Origin of the sequence: Methylobacterium sp. Leaf111, assembly GCF_001423285.1 — a bacterium.
Taxonomy (GTDB): domain Bacteria; phylum Pseudomonadota; class Alphaproteobacteria; order Rhizobiales; family Beijerinckiaceae; genus Methylobacterium.
The window spans coordinates 128,067-144,111 of the sequence record NZ_LMNE01000056.1 but is presented as its reverse complement, the minus strand read 5'-3'; the positions used below and the strand labels follow the sequence as shown (position 1 = coordinate 144,111).

Here is a 16,045-nt window from a genome sequence, read left to right as displayed (position 1 = left end):
TCAGGCGCCGGTCTGCGCGGTGAGCCCCGCCGCCTCGATGCCGGCCAGCGCGCAGAGCTCGTCGTTGTCCGAGGTGTCGCCCGAGATGCCGACGGCGCCGATCACGGCCTCGCCCCGGCGGATCAGGACGCCGCCCGGCACCGGCACCAGGGCGGCGGGGCCGACGAGGTGGCTGACGGCGGCGACGAAGTAGGCCTGCTCCTCGGCGCGCTTGTGGATCGCCCGGCCGCCGAGGCCGAGGGCAAGGCAGCCATTCGCCTTGCCCATCGCCACCTCGGCGCGGCGCAGGGAGGTCCCGTCCTCGGCGCCCATGGCCTTGAGGGCGCCCCGCGCGTCGTAGACCACCACGGCCAGGGGCTTCAGCGCGTGGGCGCGAGCCGTCTCCAGGGCGGTGGCGACGATGGTCTGCGCGGCGGCGAGGGTGAGGTCGGACATCGGGGCTCCGGGTTCGGATCGAGGGGGCGTGCCCCTCGACTAACCCGGCGCGGGGCGAGCGACCAGGGGCTCAGCGCGCAAGCCGCGCCAAGAAGGCGTCGTAGCGGGCGGTGACGGCATCCAAGCACTCGAAATGCGGGAAGGCGCCCGTCTCCAGCACGTCGAGGGTCCAGTTCGGATCGCCGCGGAAGCGGTCGGCGTGGCGGTAATCAACGAAGTCGCCCCGGGTGCCGTGCACCATCCAGACCGGCCCCTCGAGGCGGGGATAGATCCGGCCGGTCTCGGTGGCGAAGAGGTGCCCGGCCAGGAACGAGAAGGGCGCGAATTCGGCGCCGGGCTGGTGGGCCGAGACCTGATCGTATTCGAGCAGGCCCTCGTCGATGCTGCGCGAGCCCCAGGTCTTCTCGAGAAAGAACCGCATGCTCGGGCGGCTGACGAGGAGGTCGATCAGCGCCTGGCCCCAGAGCGGATAGGCCGCCACCGCCCGGGCCGTGTCGCTGCCGGACGGATTGCGGCGCTCGTAGCGCCGGTCGAAACCGGTCGGGCTGATCAGCCCCAGGCTGCGGTAATCGTCGGGGCGCGCCAGGGCCGCCCGGGCCAGGAACTCGGCCGAAAGGGAAAGCGCCATCGCGTCGATGGCGGCGCCCCCGTGCCGGTGGCGGATCTCGGCCACCATGGCGTGGATCGCGTCCGTCATGAGTTCCGGCGTGTAGATCCGGTCGCTGCGCTCGGAGAAGCCGAAGCCCGGCAGGTCGAGGGCGTAGACCGGGCGCGTCCTCGCGTAATGGCGATAGAGCGGCCGGACCTCGTAGGCGTTGGCTGCCGCGTTCACGGAATGGATCAGCAGGAGCGGCACGCCCTCGGCCGGCCCATCGGCGTAGAACGACAGCCCGCCCGCATCGCTGCCCAGGCATTCTTGCCGGCCGGGGAGGGCGGGCGGCATCCGGCGACGATGGTCGATGCCGAGGCGGCTATAGGCGATCCAGGCCCCGGCGGCACCGAAAGGAAGCAGCGCCAGCAAGGGCCTGAGCCGGCGGCGGGGGGCATCAGGCATCGTCGGGGTCCCTCGAGTTGCGCCGTCGGAAACGCCCCGGCGGTTTGGATGTTTCCGAGCGGCCTTGCGGTCGGTGCTGGTCCTTTCACGATCAGGGCGCGTCTCGCTCGCCTTGGGGGGAGGAGGGGTGCGTCGTGCCTCTCCAGCAAACGACGCCCCAGGACAGGGCGCGTCCCTCTCCCCCTTGTGGGGAGAGGTTAGGAGTGGGGGTGGTTCCGCCAGACGTCGCCGGTCGAGGGAGGATGCGTGCGTAACCCCCATCACCGGAAAGGCAGCCGCGACCGCACCGTCATTCCGGGGCGCCGCAGGCGAGCCCGGAATCCAGAACCGCCGACAGCGTGAAGTCTTACACGACCTGCGTGTCAAGATCCCAAGCTCCGCTGCGCGGCCCCGGGATGACGGGGTGCTGCGGGCTGATTTCCGAACACGGGGTCCTCTCCTGGAGTATCGCAGCACCGCGGGGAGCGGCTCGACCCCACTCAGGCGGTCGCGCCCTCGATCTCGCCGCTGAGCTCCAGCCACTCCTCCTCGGCCGCCTCCAGGGCGGCGGCGGCGTCGGAGCGCATCTTGGCGATCTCGCCGGCCTTGGCCGGGTTGGCCTGGAAGGCGGTGCCATCGGCCAACGCCGCGTCGATCTTGGCCATGGCGTCGGTGAGCTTCTTCATGCGCGCCTCGACGCCCTCGAGCTTCTTGCGCAGGGGTGCGAGGGCGACGCGGCGGTCGGCATTGGAGCGCCGTTCCACCGCCTTGGCGCCGCCGGTGGAGTCCGCCGCGCCCTTCTCGGCCTCGCGCTCCGGCCCGGCGAGGACGTAGCGGCGGTAATCGTCCATGTCGCCGTCGAAGGCCTTCACGCTGCCGTTCGAGACGAGCCAGAGCCGGTCGGCGCAGGCCTCCACCAGGAAGCGGTCGTGGCTCACCAGGATGACGGCGCCCTCGTAGTCGTTGATCGCCTCCACCAGGGCCTGGCGGCTCTCGATGTCGAGGTGGTTGGTCGGCTCGTCGAGGATCAGGAGGTGCGGACCGCGGAAGGCGGCGAGGCCCATGAGCAGGCGCGCCTTCTCGCCGCCGGATAGCTGCGAGACCGGCGTCTCGGACTTGGTGCCCGAGAAGCCCAGGCGGGCCGCCGCCGCGCGGGCCTTCGATTCGGGCACGTCCGGCATCAGGTCGCGGACATGGGCGTAGGCGCTCTCGGCCGGGCGCAGTTCGTCGAGCTGGTGCTGGGCGAAGTAGGCGACCTCCATCTTGGAGGAGCGGCGCAAGTCGCCGCTCAAGGGGGAAAGGCGCCCGCCGATGAGCTTGCAGAAGGTCGACTTGCCGTTGCCGTTGGCGCCGAGCAGCGCCACCCGGTCGTCGGGTGCGAGGCTCAAGTTCAGGCCCGTGAGCACGATCCGGTCCGGGTAGCCGGCCTGCACCCGCTCCATGGCGACGATGGGCGGGGAGAGCGGCCGCTCGGGGCTCGGCAGGCGGAAGGCCGGCACGTCGTCCTCGATCACTGAGGCGATGATCTCCATCTTGGCGAGGCGCTTGACGCGAGACTGGGCCTGCCGGGCCTTGGTGGCCTTGGCCTTGAAGCGGTCCACGAAGCTCTGGAGATGGGCCCGCTCCGCGTCCTGCTTCTGCTTCGCTTTGGCCTGGAGCACGCGCTTCTCGGCGACCTGCCGGGCGAAGCTCGTGTAGCCGCCCCGGTAGATGCTGAGCTTGCCCCGGTCGAGGTGCAGGATGTGATCGACGCACTCGTCGAGGAGGTCGCGGTCGTGGCTGATGATCACGGCCGTGCGGGGATAGCGCTCTAGGTAGTCGTAGAGCCAGATCGTGCCCTCGATGTCGAGGTAGTTGGTCGGCTCGTCGAGGAGCAGCAGGTCGGGCTCGGAGAACAGCACGGCGGCGAGCGCCACGCGCATGCGCCAGCCGCCGGAGAAGTCGGCGCAGGGGCGCCCCTGCGCCTCCGCATCGAAGCCGAGACCGTGGAGGATCGCCGCCGCGCGGGCCGGCGCCGAGTGCGCCTCGATGTCCACCAGCCGGGTCTCGATCTCGGCGCGGCGCAGGCCGTCGGCGTGCTCGGCCTCCGCCATCAGGCGGGCGCGCTCCGTGTCGGCGGCCAGCACCACGGCGTGCAGGGTCTCGGGGCCGGCGGGCGCCTCCTGGGCCACCGCGCCGATGCGCATGCCCTTGGGCATCGACACCGTGCCGCCCTCGGTGGGCAGCTCGCCGAGGATCGCCTTGAACAGGGTGGTCTTGCCGGCGCCGTTGCGCCCGACGAGGCCCACGCGGGCGCGGTCGGGGATGACGAAGGTGGCGCCGTCGAGGATCAGGCGCTCGCCGATGCGATAGGTGAGGTCGTTGACGCGGAGCATGGCGCGCTTTTGCGGGGTCGGGGCCTCACTGGCAAGCGGCCGGGGACACGCGCCCCGCACCGGCCTGTGCGGTTGGCGCGGACCTCGCATCCACGCCTATCGGCAGGCGAGCAGTACGGGACAGCTTGACCCAGGAATTGCACGGCGTATCGATCAGGTTCGATCATCGAGGGGGCAGGACGCGTGACCACAGGACGGCTGACGACCATCCCGTTCTTCAAGGAGCCGGGAATCGAGCTGTCCGTCTACGAGACGCGCTGCCACTGGCGCCGCTTCGACGAGAACGAGGTTCTGGTCGATTACGACGACGTCTCCACCGACGTCTATTTCCTGGCCTCCGGCGAAGTGCGCATCCTCAACCGCTCGCAATCGGGCAAGGAAGTGATTCTCGGCGAGATGCGCGGCGGCGCCTTCTTCGGCGAGCTGGCCGCGCTGGACGGCATCGGCCGCTCGGCCAACGTCACGGCTCTGACCCGCGGCGAGGTCTGCGTGGTGCCCGCCCCCGTGTTCCGGCAGATCATCTTCGCCTCCGAGGCGATCGCCGACCGGCTGTTCCGCCTGTTGGCCAAGCGTGTGCGCGAGCTGAACACCCGCCTGATGGAGCACGCGCTCCTCGACCTGCGCCACCGGCTCTATGCCGAGCTGCTGCGCCTGTCGGTGCCCCGCGCCGGCGGCGACGGCGAGCGGGTGGTCACGCCGCCGCCCTACCACCATGTGCTCGCCGCCCGCATCGGCTGCCGCCGCGAGCAGGTGACGCGGGAATTCACCGTGATGGCGGCCGACGGCCTGATCGACCGGACGCGCGGCGCCCTGGTGATCCGCCGGCCCGACCTCCTGGAGGCCCGCGTCGCCGAAGCGCTGCGCGAGGACGGCTGAGGGTCCGGCACCCGCGATGGCGTCGACGCGCGCGCCCGGTCCCGCCGGCCTGCTGACCTGTGCCGGCCTCGGCAAGCGCTTCGGCGCGCACGCGGCGGTGGCCGACCTCGACCTCACCCTGCAGCCCGGCGAGTTCGTCTGCCTGCTCGGTCCCTCCGGTTGCGGCAAGAGCACGCTTTTGCGCCTCATCGCCGGCTTCGAGACCCCGACCTCGGGCACGATCCGCCTCGGGGACACCGACATCACGGCCGACCCGCCGCATCGCCGGCCGGTCAACATGATGTTCCAGTCCTACGCCCTGTTCCCGCACATGAGCGTGGCCGCCAACATCGCCTATGGCCTCACCGGCCTCGCGCGCGCTGCCCGCGCGGCGCGGGTGGACGAGCTCCTGCGCCTCGTGCGTCTCGACGGGTTCGGCCCGCGCAGGCCCAACACCCTGTCCGGCGGGCAGCGGCAACGGGTGGCGCTGGCCCGCGCCCTGGCGCGCGCGCCGAAGGTGCTGCTCCTCGACGAGCCGCTGGGCGCCCTCGACCGCGCCCTGCGGGAGGAGACGCAAGGCGAGCTGCGCGCCCTGCAGCGGCGCCTCGGCACGAGCTTCCTCGTGGTCACCCATGATCCCGGCGAGGCCCTGGCGCTGGCCGACCGCATCGGCGTGATGGAGGGCGGCCGCCTCGTGCAGATCGGCGACGGGGCGAGCCTGTACGAGCGCCCGGCCAACCGCTTCGTCGCCGGGCTCCTGGGCGACGTGAACCTGATCCCGGGCCGGGTGTCGGATCGCGAACCCGGCGGCCTGTCCACCCTCGACACCGCGCTCGGGCCAATGCGCGCCCGCGGCGCAGCCGAGGGGGAGGGCGTCATCGCCCTGCGTCCCGAACGGATTGCGCTGGCCCGCGCCCCGTCCGGGGACGGACGGGCCCTGCCCGGGCAGGTGGTCGAGACGACCTATCTCGGCGACCGCATCCGGCTCCGGGTCCGCATGGCCGACGGATCGGTCTGGCGGGTGAGCGCGCCCACGGGCGCCGACGCGCCCGCCGTGGGAGAGACCGTCCACCTGTCCTATCCGCCCGAGCTGGCCTGGCTGATGCCGGCGGCGGGGTGAGCATGAAGCGCTGGCTCCCGGTCCTGCCCGCCCTGTGGCTCGCCGCCTTCGTGCTGCTGCCGGTGATCCTGACCCTAAAGATCAGCCTGTCGACGCCGGCCACCGCGCAGCCGCCCTACCTGCCGGTGCTCGACTGGAGCGCGGGGTTCGAGGGTTGGGGCAGCTTCCTCGAGGCCCTCGACTTCGCCAACTTCGAAACGCTGGCGGGCGACGCCCTCTACCGCGACGCCGCCCTGTCCTCCGTGACGCTCGCGGCCGTCGCCACCGCGATTCTCGCCCTGATCGGCACCCCGATCGCCCACGCCATGGCCCGCGCCCCGGAGCGCCGTCAGCCGCTCCTCGTGGCGCTCCTCATCGTGCCGTTCTGGACGAGCTTCCTCATCCGCATCTATGCCTGGATCGCGATCTTGAAGCCCGAGGGGCTGCTCAACGCCGGCCTGATGCGGCTCGGGCTGATCGCGCAGCCCCTGGAGATCCTGAACACCCAAGGGGCGGTGCTGATCGGGCTGACCTACGCCTACCTGCCCTTCATGGTGCTGCCGCTCTACGCCGTGCTGGCCAAGCGCGACCCACGCCTGGCCGAGGCCGCGGCCGATCTCGGCGCCGGGCCCGCGCGGGTGTTCTGGACCGTGACCCTGCCGCTGGCCCGCCCAGGGCTGGTGGCCGGGGCGCTACTCTGCTTCGTGCCGATGGTGGGCGAGTTCATCATCCCGGACCTGCTCGGCGGCTCGGACACCCTGATGCTCGGGCGGGTGCTGTGGAGCGAGTTCTTCTCCAACCGCGACTGGCCGCTCGCCTCCGCGGTGGCGATCCTGGTCCTCGTCCTGGTGGTCGGCCCGCTGATCCTGTTCCGCGAGGACGGGGCGACCGCGCGGGAGGCCGGCCGGTGAGGGGCCTCGACCGCATCGCCCTCACGTTCGGGCTCGGCTTCCTCTACGCGCCGATCCTGATCCTGGTGATCTACTCATTCAACGCCTCGGCCCTGGTCACGGTCTGGGGCGGGTTCTCGACCCGCTGGTACGGCGTGCTCGCCGCCGACGCCCCCTTACGCGCGGCGGCCGGCGTCTCCCTCGCGGTGGCGCTGGCCTCGGCCGCCCTCGCCACGGTGTTCGGGACCCTGGCGGCCCTGACCCTCGACCGGGGCGGGCGCTTCGCCGGCCGGCGGGTCTTCACCGGGCTGATCTACGCGCCGCTGGTCATGCCCGAGGTGATCACCGGGCTGTCGCTGCTGCTGCTCTTCGTCGGCCTCGGCCTCGATCGTGGCCTCCTCACCCTGGTCGTCGCGCACGCGACCCTCGGCCTCGGCTTCGTGGCGGTGATCGTCGGGGCGCGCCTGCGCGGTCTCGACGGCGCGCTGGAGGAGGCGGCGGCCGATCTCGGCGCGGCGCCGGGCCGGGTCTTCGCCACCGTCACCCTGCCGCTGATCGCGCCCTCCCTGGCGGCGGGCTTCCTCCTCGCCTTCACCCTGTCCCTCGACGACCTCGTCATCGCGAGCTTCGTCTCGGGGCCGGGGGCGACGACCCTGCCGATGCGGCTCTACAGCCAGGTCCGGCTCGGGGTGAACCCGGAGATTAATGCGGCCTCGACGCTTCTCGTCGGCGCCGTCACCGCCCTCGTGCTCACCGCTTCGTGGCTGACCGGGCGCAAGGGTGTAGCCTGAAACGCCGAGGGCCGGGCTTCCGCTACGGGGCGTAGGCGCGGGCGCCCGCCGGGAGGGCCAGCCCGACGGCCGGCATCCGCAGGGACTTTGACGGCGCCACCGCGCCGCCGCGCAGGTCCGGCGTGGCGTCCAGGGCGAGGCTGCGCACGTCGAGGTTGCCGAAGGGACCCGCGATCTGGACGCGCATCGGCGGCCGCTTCTCCGACGCCGTCCCCCGTGCGGAGATCTCCGCGAGGGTGTCGCAGCGCCGGTCCGGTAGCGAGACGGTGCCGCGCAGGGAGGCGGCCAGGACGTTGGCCTCCATCGTGCCCTCGGTGATCTCGCCGATTCCGTCGCGGAAGCGCAGGCTCAGGGTCGCACGCTCGAACGCCGTGCGGCCGACGCGCCGGACCGGCATCCGGTTGCGCTGGGCCGCCTCGTTCAGGTCGAGCCCGATCAGGGTGCCGGCGTCGACCGAGAGGGCGGCATGACCGTCGAGATGCTGCAGGAGCGCGTGCAGGTCGGCCCCCGAGCCCTCGGCCTGGAACTGGCCCTGCGCCGTGCCGAGTATCCAGTTCTCCGGGCGCAGCGCGCCGGGGACGACCGCCAGGTCGAGCCGGTCGAAGGCACCCTGCACCTTGGCGTCGGTCACGGCCGCGTCCTTGGGCGAGGTGGCGAGGGCGAGGCGGCCCTTGAGGGTTCCGCCCCCCAGGGCGGCGCGGCTTAGGGACGCCTCGATATTCCCGTCCCTAACCAGGACGCTGGCGGCCAGGTCCTCGGCGAGGATCGGACCGAACCGGGCCGCGCCCGCCGAGATTCGCAGGTCGAGGTCGCCGCCGGTATAGGGCGCGAGGGCGAGGGCGCGCAGGCGCCAGTCGGGGGCGCCGGCGGTGGCGCCGACGGCTCTCAGCAGATCCGCCAGCAGGGGGGCGAGGTTCAGCGTCTCGGCCGCCAGGGTCGCCTGCACGGCTGGACGGCCCCGCCCGAAGGAGACGGCACCGGCCCCCTCCAGGCGATTGTCGCCGAAGGAGACCCGGACGTTGGGCAGCAGGAGCTGACGCCCGCTCATCTCGAAATTGCCGGTCATCCCGAACGCCCTGACGAACGGCGAGAGGGCGACGTCGCCACCGGCCCAGGCGAGGGTCTCCGGCAGGGACCGCGTCTCGAACTGGCCGAGCCCGGTCAGTGTCAGGCCCTCGGCCCGGACGACGCCGCTGCCCTCGGCCGTGAGGGTCCCGGCGCCCCAGCTCGCCGTGAGGGCGTAGGGGGTGGCGCCGCCGTCGAGGAGGTCGATCACCCGCAGGCCCGAGACGGAGAACCGCGTCGGCATGGCGCTCCACTGGAAGCTGCCGAAGATCTCGGCCTGGGCGCTCCAGAGCGGCCAGGACAGGGTCAGGTCGAGGTCGCGGGCGGTCTGGGGAGAGCCGTCCCGGGGATCGAGGCCCTTGGCGACGGCACGCGACAGGCTGATGCGGCGCGGATGCGCGGCGCCGTCCACCGCGAGGCGCGCGCCGAGAAGCCGAACGGGCTCGGCCCAGCGGGCGTCGTCCGGCCCCGAGGGCAGGTAGACCGTCGCGCCGTCGAGCCCCAGGGTGTTCACCTCGAGGCGCCCCGTCAGCAGGGCCAGCAGGCTCAGCTGGAGGGAGAGGGCGCCGCCCTCCGCCAGGACGGGACCGTCGACGCCGCCCGCGGCCAGGCGGACATCGCGAAACCCCAGGCGCGGCAGCGGCAGAAGGGTGACCTCGGTCGGCCCCCGCGCGGTCATGGCGAGTCCGTAGACCCGCGCGAAGTCCCGTGCCACGAAGGCCCGCAGGCGCGGCGTTGCGACCGACCAGGGCAGGCAGGCGGCCGAGAGGGCGACGACGAACGCCGCGAGGCACATCAGGGACAGGAGGCGGCGCAGGGGCATTCCCCTCCATCCGGTGTGTGGGACGCGCGGCGGACCGCGTGATCGACGAGGGGATGGGCGCGTCCGGCCCCGGCAGCCGCGACGCGCGGAAGACCCGGCGACCCTCTCCTGATAGGCCTCGGCGCCCGGCTTGTCTCCCCGGGCGGGGGCGACGCCCCGGTGCCATCCACCACGCAGCGCGCCGGAACGGTCCCGCCGGCCCGAGCGCCCCCGGGCCACGCCGTCCGGTCGGACCCGCGCGCAGACCCGTTCCGGGCGGTGCCGCGCAGTGCAAAATGTAACGGCCGCACCGCGACAAGGGGTTGGCAGGACGCCGCTTTCGCGTGACGGTCGCGCCGACGAAGAACAGAACCACACAGGAGGGCATCCATGAAGAAGGTTTATCCCGACGCCACGGCGGCGCTGGCCGGCGTGCTGAAGGACGGCATGATGATCATGTGCGGCGGCTTCGGCCTCTGCGGGATTCCCGACGCCCTGATCGATGCGATCCGCGCGTCCGGGGTGAAGAACCTGACCGTGGTCTCCAACAATGCCGGCATCGACGGCGTCGGCCTCGGCAAGCTCCTGGAAACCCGCCAGGTCGCCAAGATGATCTCGTCCTATGTGGGCGAGAACAAGGAATTCGCCCGCCAGTACCTCGGCGGCGAGCTCGCCATCGAGTTCAACCCCCAGGGCACGCTGGCCGAGCGCATCCGCGCCGGCGGCGCCGGCATCCCGGCCTTCTATACCAAGACCGGCGTCGGCACCCTGATCGCCGAGGGCAAGGACGTGCGCGAATTCGACGGCGAGGACTACGTGATGGAGCGCGGCCTGTTCGCGGACCTCGCCATCGTCCACGCCTGGAAGGGCGACACCGAGGGCAACCTGATCTACCGGAAGACGGCGCGGAACTTCAATCCGATGATGGCCACCGCCGCCACGATCACCGTGGCCCAGGTGGAGCATCTGGTACAGCCCGGCGAGATCGATCCCGACACCATCATCACCCCCGGCATCTTCGTGAAGCGCCTCGTCCACGTGCCGGAGCGCGAGAAGCGCATCGAGCAGCGCACCACCCGCAAGCGCGGCGAGCCCGCCGTGCCGCCCGCCGCCGTCTGAGAGCCGACAAGGAGACCACGATCATGGCCTGGACCCGCGAACAGATGGCCGAGCGCGCCGCACGAGAGCTGCAGGACGGCTACTACGTGAACCTCGGCATCGGCATCCCGACCCTCGTTTCGAACTACATCCCGGACGGGATGTCGGTGCAGCTGCAATCCGAGAACGGCATGCTCGGCATGGGCCCCTTCCCCTACGAGGGCGAGGAGGATGCCGACCTGATCAATGCCGGCAAGCAGACGATCACCGCGCTGCCCACCACCAGCTACTTCTCCTCGGCCGAATCCTTCGGGATGATCCGGGGCGGCCACATCAACCTGTCGATCCTCGGCGCGATGCAGGTGGCCGAGAACGGCGACCTCGCCAACTGGATGATCCCGGGCAAGATGGTGAAGGGCATGGGCGGCGCCATGGACCTCGTGGCCGGCGTCAAGAAGGTGGTGGTGGTGATGGAGCACACCGCCAAGGGCAAGGACGGCTCGGAGAGCCCCAAGCTGCTGGACGCCTGCGACCTGCCGCTCACCGGCACCCACGTGGTCGACATGGTCATTACCGACCTCGGCGTCTTCGCCATCGACAAGAAGGGCGACGGGGGCATGACGCTGGTCGAACTCGCCGACGGCGTCACCGAGGACGAGGTCCGCGCCAAGACCACGGCCCGCTTCACCACCAAGCTCGCCTGAGCGGCGTGGTCCCGGGCGGAGCCGCTCCGCCCGGGCGACGGAAACCCGCCCGGCGCCGGCCGCGGCGGGTTTTTGCGGGCCCGAGGGTCCCCGCGCGCCGGCGGCGCCCTACCGTAAGGCACAGGTCCAAACGGGAGCGCACGACATGGCAGTGGTATCCAAGACGGTGATGGACGAGGGCAGGGCGGCCAAGCAGGCTGGCCAGCCGGACTCCGTCAATCCCTATCCGGCCGGCTCGCAGAACAGCGCCGACTGGCTCGAGGGCTACACCTACGACGAGGCCGAGCAGAACACCGACCGGGCCGAGAGCGACACCTGAGGACCGCGCGGGAGCCGGCACCACCGGCTCCTGCTTCGCCGGGGTCGAGTGGATCACCGCCGAATGTGCCCGCGACCGGGCACGACGGTCGGAATCGTTCGCGCCACACCGGACCACGGGATCGGTGCCGGGCGGGCTAAGCCTGGATAAAGAATTTGAACAATTGATCGCGGGCCTGCGTTGGTCGATCAGCTAACGAAAACTGGGAGATACCGCAGCATGTCTATCAAGACCCTTGCCTTTGCCGGCTCGATCGCCCTGGCCCTGACGGGGACCGCCTTCGCGCAGACCGCGACGGGTACCGAGGGCAACATGAACAATCCGGGCAGCGTGAAGAGCAACAGCGAGAAGTCGATGGAGCGGATGGGCGCGCCCGCCACCACGGGTTCGACCATGGCCCCGGCTGGCACCTCCGGCGGGCCCAGCACCGCGACCGTCGGCGCACCCGGCGGCAGCACCGGCGGCAACGGCGAGACCGGCAGCGGCGCGGCCCCCAGCGGCAAGTAAGCCCGCAAGTAAGCCCGCGAGCAGGCCCCATCGGGGTCCGTCGAACGGCCTGAGTGCGTTCCGAGCCCCGCAGCCCCGCTGCGGGGCTTTTTGCGAGCCCGACTACGAACCCGTGTAGCCGAGCGCGGCGGCGGCGGCCTTCAGACGGTCGAATGCCTCCGCGTAGCGCGCATGCCGGGCTTCGCCGTTCGCCAGCGTCCGTTCGGGGCTGAGATTGTCCTCCGTGTCGGACATCTTGATCAGCAGCCCCCCGAGATGGCCCCTGGCGATCAGGGCGGAGATGCGTGCGTCGTACGGCACCGGCTCGGCGGACTTCGTCAGCATCACCACCATGGCGATGACAGCGTCGGAAAAGCCTTCGGCCCGCAGGGCGATCGGGGTGGTCGGGGTGTCCTCGAGGACGTCGTGGAGGATCGCGGCCTGCATCACCTCCATCGGCTCGATGGCGAGGCGGTCCACCGATTTCGCGTGCCCCGCCCGGCCGACCGCCGCATTGGCGACCCGCTCCAGGTGGCGGATGTAGGGTTGCCCGCCTTTATCGATTTGCCCCGCATGCGCGATCATCGCGAAGCTGTGGGCCTCGAAGATGGATGCCATGCCGCGCGCTCCTCTCCGGCCGGACCTGCCGGCCCGGTAGACCATTCCGCCGAGCGATCCACAAGCGCGGCCGTGCACCGGTGGTTCGGCCCGGAAACGGGACGCCGCCGACCGGTAACGTTAGCGGCCCATTAAGCGGAACCGTCGAAATCAGGGGATGTGCCGGGGCGTTCGCCCGGCCCTTCGAGTGCAGCGTGAGGACAGTGGCGTATGGGCAGCGTTCCGGCGACGATGGACAATGTGGTCCCCTTCCGACGCGCCCTCCGCCCCCAGCCGTCGGCGGCAGCCCCGTCGGCGCCCCGCGGCGGCCTCGCGGCCCGGCGCAGCGAGCAGCGTGCCCTGATGGATTCGGTTTATGCCACGGGCAGCCTGTCCGTGGCGGCGGGCGACCGCGAGACCAAGCTGATCGCGGCGCGGCTCCAGGTCTACGGCTTCGTGCTGATCGAGGAGATCGGGGCCGACGGCACGCCGCGGCGCCTGCGCCCGTCCGAGGCCATCCGCGCCCGGACCGAGTCGCCGTGGCGCCTCTCGAAGGCGAGCTACGGCGCGGGTGCCGGCCTCGCGGTCACCATCCCGGCCGTCGACGACTTCCTGTTCGACCAGCCGGCCGACCGTCCGGCCTGAGGAGGCCGCGCACGCCTCTGTGGCCGCCGGGAGACATCGGCAATTTCCTCGTCGGCGCCGTGGTTCTGATCATCGAATTCTCAGGCCGGGCGTGAGATGAAGGGTCTCGTTTCACTCCCGGCCATACCGCCATGCTGTCCGCCTCAGAAAACATCGTCATCCAGCACCGTGAGATCGTCGCCGTCCTGGTGACCTACGGGATATTCCTGGCCGGCGTGATGGGCGTGGCTTGGTTGATCGCGTAGCCGCGGCCCGGTTGATCGCGTAAGCTGAGCGGACGCGCCGTCGCGGGGTCGGAACCGCGCGGGTTTCACCCCGGTTTTCCGCCCGATCGTTTCGGGAGAGAACCGCATGGCAGACAAGGGCGACGACCACGCCGAGACCTACAAGGCGTTCCACGAGGCCGTGAACATGACGGCAGCCAAGCTCGACGCGTTCCTGGAGACCGACGAGAGCCAATTGGTCGGCCAGAAGAAGGATGGCGGCGAAGCCACCGGCCACCGCGAGGGGCGGCGCATCGTCGAGCTTCTGCGCACCAAGAAGACCGACCTCACCGACGACGACTACGCGCACATGGCCAAGGTCGTCGGCTACGTGCACCGTCACCTCAAGCAGGGTGGCCCAAAGGAGGCCGACAAGGTGAAGGAGTCCCCCTGGCGCCTGTCGCTGATGAACTGGGGACACGATCCGCTGAAGGACGACTGAGTCCGGCCCGGAGCGGGCTTCGGATCAGGTCGGATCGCGGGCTGGAAAACCACCGGCCGTCCCGCGTTGGGGAAACCTGGTGGAGCTGAGCGGGATCGAACCGCTGACCTCCGCAGTGCGATTGCGGCGCTCTCCCATCTGAGCTACAGCCCCGTTCCGGGGTGGCGGCCTTTTAGGCTCGCTCACGCCGACCTGTCAATTCCCGAAATCCTGCAGCTTTGCGTGGGCGTGATGCGTCCCGCGGGCGCGGGCCACGAGGACATCGTTTCCGCGCATGAACGCCTTCATCTGGCTCTTCGACACCGTCGTGCAGCTCTACATCTACGTCCTCATCGCCAGCGCCGTCCTGAGCTGGCTCGTGGCGTTCAACGTGGTGAATGTCCGCAACCCGATCGTGTCGCAGATCGGCGAGGTGCTCTACCGCCTCACCGAGCCGGTGCTGCGCCCGATCCGCAACATCCTGCCCAACCTCGGCGGCGTCGATCTCTCGCCGATCGTGCTGGTGCTGCTGCTGCTGTTCGCCAGCCGCCTGCTGCACGAATTCGTGCCGACGCAGACCTCCGTCTACATCCGCTGACCGGTCGGGCTTTCGAGGGGCGGGGCGCAACGACGGCCCGCCCGACATCAAAAAACAGACGCGCCATCGCGTCGCCCTGGGGACGAGACCGTCATGAAGACCAATCCCGGCCGATTCTTCGAGGATTACCGCCTCGGGGAAACCCTCCGTCACGCCACGCCGCGCACGGTCACCCTCGGCGACGTCGCGCTCTACACGTCGCTCTACGGCCCGCGCTTCGCCGTGCAGTCCTCGGACGCCTTCGCGCGCGCCATCGGCTATCCGCAGAGCCCCCTCGACGACCTCCTCACCTTCCACGTGGTCTTCGGCAAGACCGTGCCGGACATCTCCCTCAACGCGCTGGCCAATCTAGGCTACGCCGAGGGCGGCTTCCGCCGGCCGGTCTATCCGGGCGAGACCCTCTCGACGGTCTCCGAGGTCATCGGCCTGAAGGAGAGCTCGAACCGCCAGACCGGCGTCGTCTACGTGCGCTCCACCGGCTCGGACGCCAACGGCGAGACCGTGCTGAGCTACTGCCGCTGGGTGCTGGTGAAGAAACGCGACCCCGAGGCCAAGATCGCGCAGGAGCACGTGCCGACCTTCGCCAAGGTGGTGGACCCGGCCGACCTCGCCGGCGCCCTGCCGCCCCTGAACCCCGCCGCCTATGATTGCGCGCTCTCCGGCTCGCCCCACCGATTCGGCGACTACGTCGTCGGCGAGAAGATCGACCATGTCGACGGCATGACCGTCGAGGAGGCCGAGCATCAGATCGCCACCCGCCTCTACCAGAACACCGCCAAGGTGCACTTCGACGGCTACGCCGCCAAGGACACCCGCTTCGGCCGACGGTTGATCTACGGCGGCGTCGTCATCTCCCTGGCCCGGGCGCTGAGCTTCAACGGCCTCGGCAACGCCTTCGCGCTAGCGGGCATCAATGCCGGCCGTCACGTCGCCCCGCTGTTCGCCGGCGACACGGTCTATGCCTGGAGCGAGGTCCTGGAGACCGCCGAGCTTCCCGGCCGCACCGACATCGGGGCGCTGCGCCTGCGCACGGTGGCCACCAAGAACCAGCCCTGCGGCAACCATCCCGACAAGGTCGGCGACGCCTACGACCCGTCGGTGATCCTCGACCTCGACTACTGGGCGTTCATGCCGCGCTGACCCCCCCGGTCCCGGCCCGGCGCATGACGGGCCGGGCGGGCTGGTCCGGTGGCGACGAGCGGCGGATGCCGTGCGGGGTCGCGAACCGGACGTGAAAGGCGACGCAGTCCCGGGCCAGGTCGGGCCGTCGCCGTCGGCGAACCGCTCCCCGGCGACTCGGCGCCCTGCTCGCCGGCAGACCCGCGGCGGCGGTCGCGGGACGGCCCGCGACCATCCCGCCGAGGGTCGGTGCCACCCCGCCGAACGCTCCGTCCGCGAAGGACCGGGCCTCGGCGTCCACGCCCCGGGCAGCGACGACGAGATTCTCGGCTTTGGCCTGCTCCGCCGCGGACCCTCAACCGGTGCCCGTCGCCTGGTCGAGCCCCCGCTCCCCTGGCTTCGAATCCAGGCCCCGCGCGCACTGCGCGATGCCATCGGCGATGCCGCGAC

Annotated in this window: 17 protein-coding genes and 1 tRNA gene; 12 read left to right on the top strand and 6 right to left on the bottom strand. The window is 71.2% G+C overall.

Annotated elements, in window-relative coordinates; genetic code table 11:
- The 3 genes from ASF41_RS20085 to ASF41_RS20075 all read right to left on the bottom strand — a co-directional run bounded on the left by ASF41_RS20085 (position 1) and on the right by ASF41_RS20075 (position 3,843).
- Positions 1 to 435, bottom strand: a complete 435-nt coding sequence (locus ASF41_RS20085; RefSeq protein WP_056211179.1) for a heme-binding protein — start codon at positions 433 to 435, stop codon at positions 1 to 3.
- A gap of 70 nt (positions 436 to 505) precedes the next feature.
- The gene (locus tag ASF41_RS20080; RefSeq protein ID WP_056496367.1) at positions 506 to 1,489 is read right to left on the bottom strand and encodes an alpha/beta fold hydrolase; all 984 of its coding nucleotides are present in this window, start codon (positions 1,487 to 1,489) and stop codon (positions 506 to 508) included.
- 479 nt (positions 1,490 to 1,968) lie between these two features.
- Positions 1,969 to 3,843 carry an ABC-F family ATP-binding cassette domain-containing protein gene (locus ASF41_RS20075; RefSeq protein WP_056211183.1) on the bottom strand — a complete coding sequence of 625 codons (1,875 nt, stop codon included), beginning with the start codon at positions 3,841 to 3,843 and terminating at the stop codon, positions 1,969 to 1,971.
- A gap of 183 nt (positions 3,844 to 4,026) precedes the next feature.
- Here ASF41_RS20075 and ASF41_RS20070 point away from each other — a divergent pair, with 183 nt between their 5' ends.
- From ASF41_RS20070 to ASF41_RS20055, 4 genes are read left to right on the top strand one after another with little or no spacing between them, the layout of a single operon-like run.
- Entirely contained in the window at positions 4,027 to 4,719 is a 693-nt protein-coding gene (locus tag ASF41_RS20070) for a Crp/Fnr family transcriptional regulator (RefSeq protein ID WP_056180343.1), read from the top strand.
- 16 nt (positions 4,720 to 4,735) lie between these two features.
- Positions 4,736 to 5,818 carry an ABC transporter ATP-binding protein gene (locus ASF41_RS20065; RefSeq protein ID WP_056211186.1) on the top strand — a complete coding sequence of 361 codons (1,083 nt, stop codon included), beginning with the start codon at positions 4,736 to 4,738 and terminating at the stop codon, positions 5,816 to 5,818.
- A 2-nt stretch (positions 5,819 to 5,820) separates the two neighbouring features.
- Positions 5,821 to 6,708, top strand: a complete 888-nt coding sequence (locus ASF41_RS20060) for an ABC transporter permease (protein WP_056211188.1) — start codon at positions 5,821 to 5,823, stop codon at positions 6,706 to 6,708.
- Positions 6,705 to 7,478, top strand: a complete 774-nt coding sequence (locus ASF41_RS20055) for an ABC transporter permease subunit (RefSeq protein WP_056211196.1) — start codon at positions 6,705 to 6,707, stop codon at positions 7,476 to 7,478. Before ASF41_RS20060 ends, ASF41_RS20055 begins: the two co-directional genes overlap by 4 nt.
- Positions 7,479 to 7,500: 22 nt before the next feature.
- Here ASF41_RS20055 and ASF41_RS20050 read toward each other — a convergent pair whose 3' ends face one another.
- Positions 7,501 to 9,366, bottom strand: coding sequence for an AsmA family protein (locus ASF41_RS20050; protein ID WP_056496365.1), 1,866 nt, complete (start codon positions 9,364 to 9,366; stop codon positions 7,501 to 7,503).
- 369 nt (positions 9,367 to 9,735) lie between these two features.
- Between ASF41_RS20050 and ASF41_RS20045 the strand changes: the two genes are divergently transcribed.
- From ASF41_RS20045 to ASF41_RS20035, 4 genes are all read left to right on the top strand, one after another.
- Positions 9,736 to 10,464 carry a CoA transferase subunit A gene (locus ASF41_RS20045; RefSeq protein WP_056211200.1) on the top strand — a complete coding sequence of 243 codons (729 nt, stop codon included), beginning with the start codon at positions 9,736 to 9,738 and terminating at the stop codon, positions 10,462 to 10,464.
- Positions 10,465 to 10,487: 23 nt separating this feature from the next.
- Positions 10,488 to 11,147: a 3-oxoacid CoA-transferase subunit B gene (locus ASF41_RS20040; RefSeq protein WP_056211202.1), complete on the top strand. Its 660-nt coding sequence runs from the start codon at positions 10,488 to 10,490 to the stop codon at positions 11,145 to 11,147.
- Positions 11,148 to 11,292: 145 nt separating this feature from the next.
- Positions 11,293 to 11,466: a hypothetical protein gene (locus ASF41_RS25740; protein ID WP_200927198.1), complete on the top strand. Its 174-nt coding sequence runs from the start codon at positions 11,293 to 11,295 to the stop codon at positions 11,464 to 11,466.
- 219 nt (positions 11,467 to 11,685) lie between these two features.
- Positions 11,686 to 11,973 carry a hypothetical protein gene (locus tag ASF41_RS20035; protein ID WP_056354045.1) on the top strand — a complete coding sequence of 96 codons (288 nt, stop codon included), beginning with the start codon at positions 11,686 to 11,688 and terminating at the stop codon, positions 11,971 to 11,973.
- A 102-nt stretch (positions 11,974 to 12,075) separates the two neighbouring features.
- Here ASF41_RS20035 and ASF41_RS20030 read toward each other — a convergent pair whose 3' ends face one another.
- Complete coding sequence (locus ASF41_RS20030; RefSeq protein ID WP_244479727.1) at positions 12,076 to 12,615, bottom strand: phosphohydrolase; 540 nt, start codon at positions 12,613 to 12,615, stop codon at positions 12,076 to 12,078.
- Between the two features lie 165 nt (positions 12,616 to 12,780).
- Between ASF41_RS20030 and ASF41_RS20025 the strand changes: the two genes are divergently transcribed.
- Both ASF41_RS20025 and ASF41_RS20020 read left to right on the top strand, forming a co-directional pair.
- On the top strand, positions 12,781 to 13,194 hold the full coding sequence (locus ASF41_RS20025; RefSeq protein WP_056211207.1) for a hypothetical protein: 414 nt from the start codon (positions 12,781 to 12,783) through the stop codon (positions 13,192 to 13,194).
- 351 nt (positions 13,195 to 13,545) lie between these two features.
- A complete protein-coding gene (locus ASF41_RS20020; RefSeq protein WP_056496359.1) occupies positions 13,546 to 13,899 on the top strand; it encodes a DUF3140 domain-containing protein in 354 nt (117 codons plus the stop codon).
- A gap of 77 nt (positions 13,900 to 13,976) precedes the next feature.
- Here ASF41_RS20020 and ASF41_RS20015 read toward each other — a convergent pair.
- Positions 13,977 to 14,052, bottom strand: a tRNA-Ala gene (locus ASF41_RS20015).
- A 121-nt stretch (positions 14,053 to 14,173) separates the two neighbouring features.
- On the opposite strand from ASF41_RS20015, the gene ASF41_RS20010 reads away from it, so the two are divergent.
- Both ASF41_RS20010 and ASF41_RS20005 read left to right on the top strand, forming a co-directional pair.
- Positions 14,174 to 14,476 (top strand): YggT family protein, encoded by a 303-nt coding sequence (locus ASF41_RS20010; protein WP_056211211.1) that lies wholly within the window; start codon positions 14,174 to 14,176, stop codon positions 14,474 to 14,476.
- Positions 14,477 to 14,569: 93 nt separating this feature from the next.
- A complete protein-coding gene (locus tag ASF41_RS20005; protein ID WP_056272585.1) occupies positions 14,570 to 15,616 on the top strand; it encodes a MaoC family dehydratase in 1,047 nt (348 codons plus the stop codon).
- The last annotated feature ends 429 nt before the right edge of the window (positions 15,617 to 16,045 follow it).

Coding starts and splice junctions, on each gene's coding strand:
- ASF41_RS20025 (WP_056211207.1), top strand. CDS start 12,781: ATGGGCAGCGTTCCGGCGACGATGGACAATGTGGTCCCCTTCCGACGC.
- ASF41_RS20085 (WP_056211179.1), bottom strand. CDS start 435: ATGTCCGACCTCACCCTCGCCGCCGCGCAGACCATCGTCGCCACCGCC.
- ASF41_RS25740 (WP_200927198.1), top strand. CDS start 11,293: ATGGCAGTGGTATCCAAGACGGTGATGGACGAGGGCAGGGCGGCCAAG.
- ASF41_RS20035 (WP_056354045.1), top strand. CDS start 11,686: ATGTCTATCAAGACCCTTGCCTTTGCCGGCTCGATCGCCCTGGCCCTG.
- ASF41_RS20060 (WP_056211188.1), top strand. CDS start 5,821: ATGAAGCGCTGGCTCCCGGTCCTGCCCGCCCTGTGGCTCGCCGCCTTC.
- ASF41_RS20030 (WP_244479727.1), bottom strand. CDS start 12,615: ATGGTCTACCGGGCCGGCAGGTCCGGCCGGAGAGGAGCGCGCGGCATG.
- ASF41_RS20040 (WP_056211202.1), top strand. CDS start 10,488: ATGGCCTGGACCCGCGAACAGATGGCCGAGCGCGCCGCACGAGAGCTG.
- ASF41_RS20020 (WP_056496359.1), top strand. CDS start 13,546: ATGGCAGACAAGGGCGACGACCACGCCGAGACCTACAAGGCGTTCCAC.
- ASF41_RS20005 (WP_056272585.1), top strand. CDS start 14,570: ATGAAGACCAATCCCGGCCGATTCTTCGAGGATTACCGCCTCGGGGAA.
- ASF41_RS20045 (WP_056211200.1), top strand. CDS start 9,736: ATGAAGAAGGTTTATCCCGACGCCACGGCGGCGCTGGCCGGCGTGCTG.
- ASF41_RS20010 (WP_056211211.1), top strand. CDS start 14,174: ATGAACGCCTTCATCTGGCTCTTCGACACCGTCGTGCAGCTCTACATC.
- ASF41_RS20065 (WP_056211186.1), top strand. CDS start 4,736: ATGGCGTCGACGCGCGCGCCCGGTCCCGCCGGCCTGCTGACCTGTGCC.
- ASF41_RS20075 (WP_056211183.1), bottom strand. CDS start 3,843: ATGCTCCGCGTCAACGACCTCACCTATCGCATCGGCGAGCGCCTGATC.
- ASF41_RS20080 (WP_056496367.1), bottom strand. CDS start 1,489: ATGCCTGATGCCCCCCGCCGCCGGCTCAGGCCCTTGCTGGCGCTGCTT.
- ASF41_RS20050 (WP_056496365.1), bottom strand. CDS start 9,366: ATGCCCCTGCGCCGCCTCCTGTCCCTGATGTGCCTCGCGGCGTTCGTC.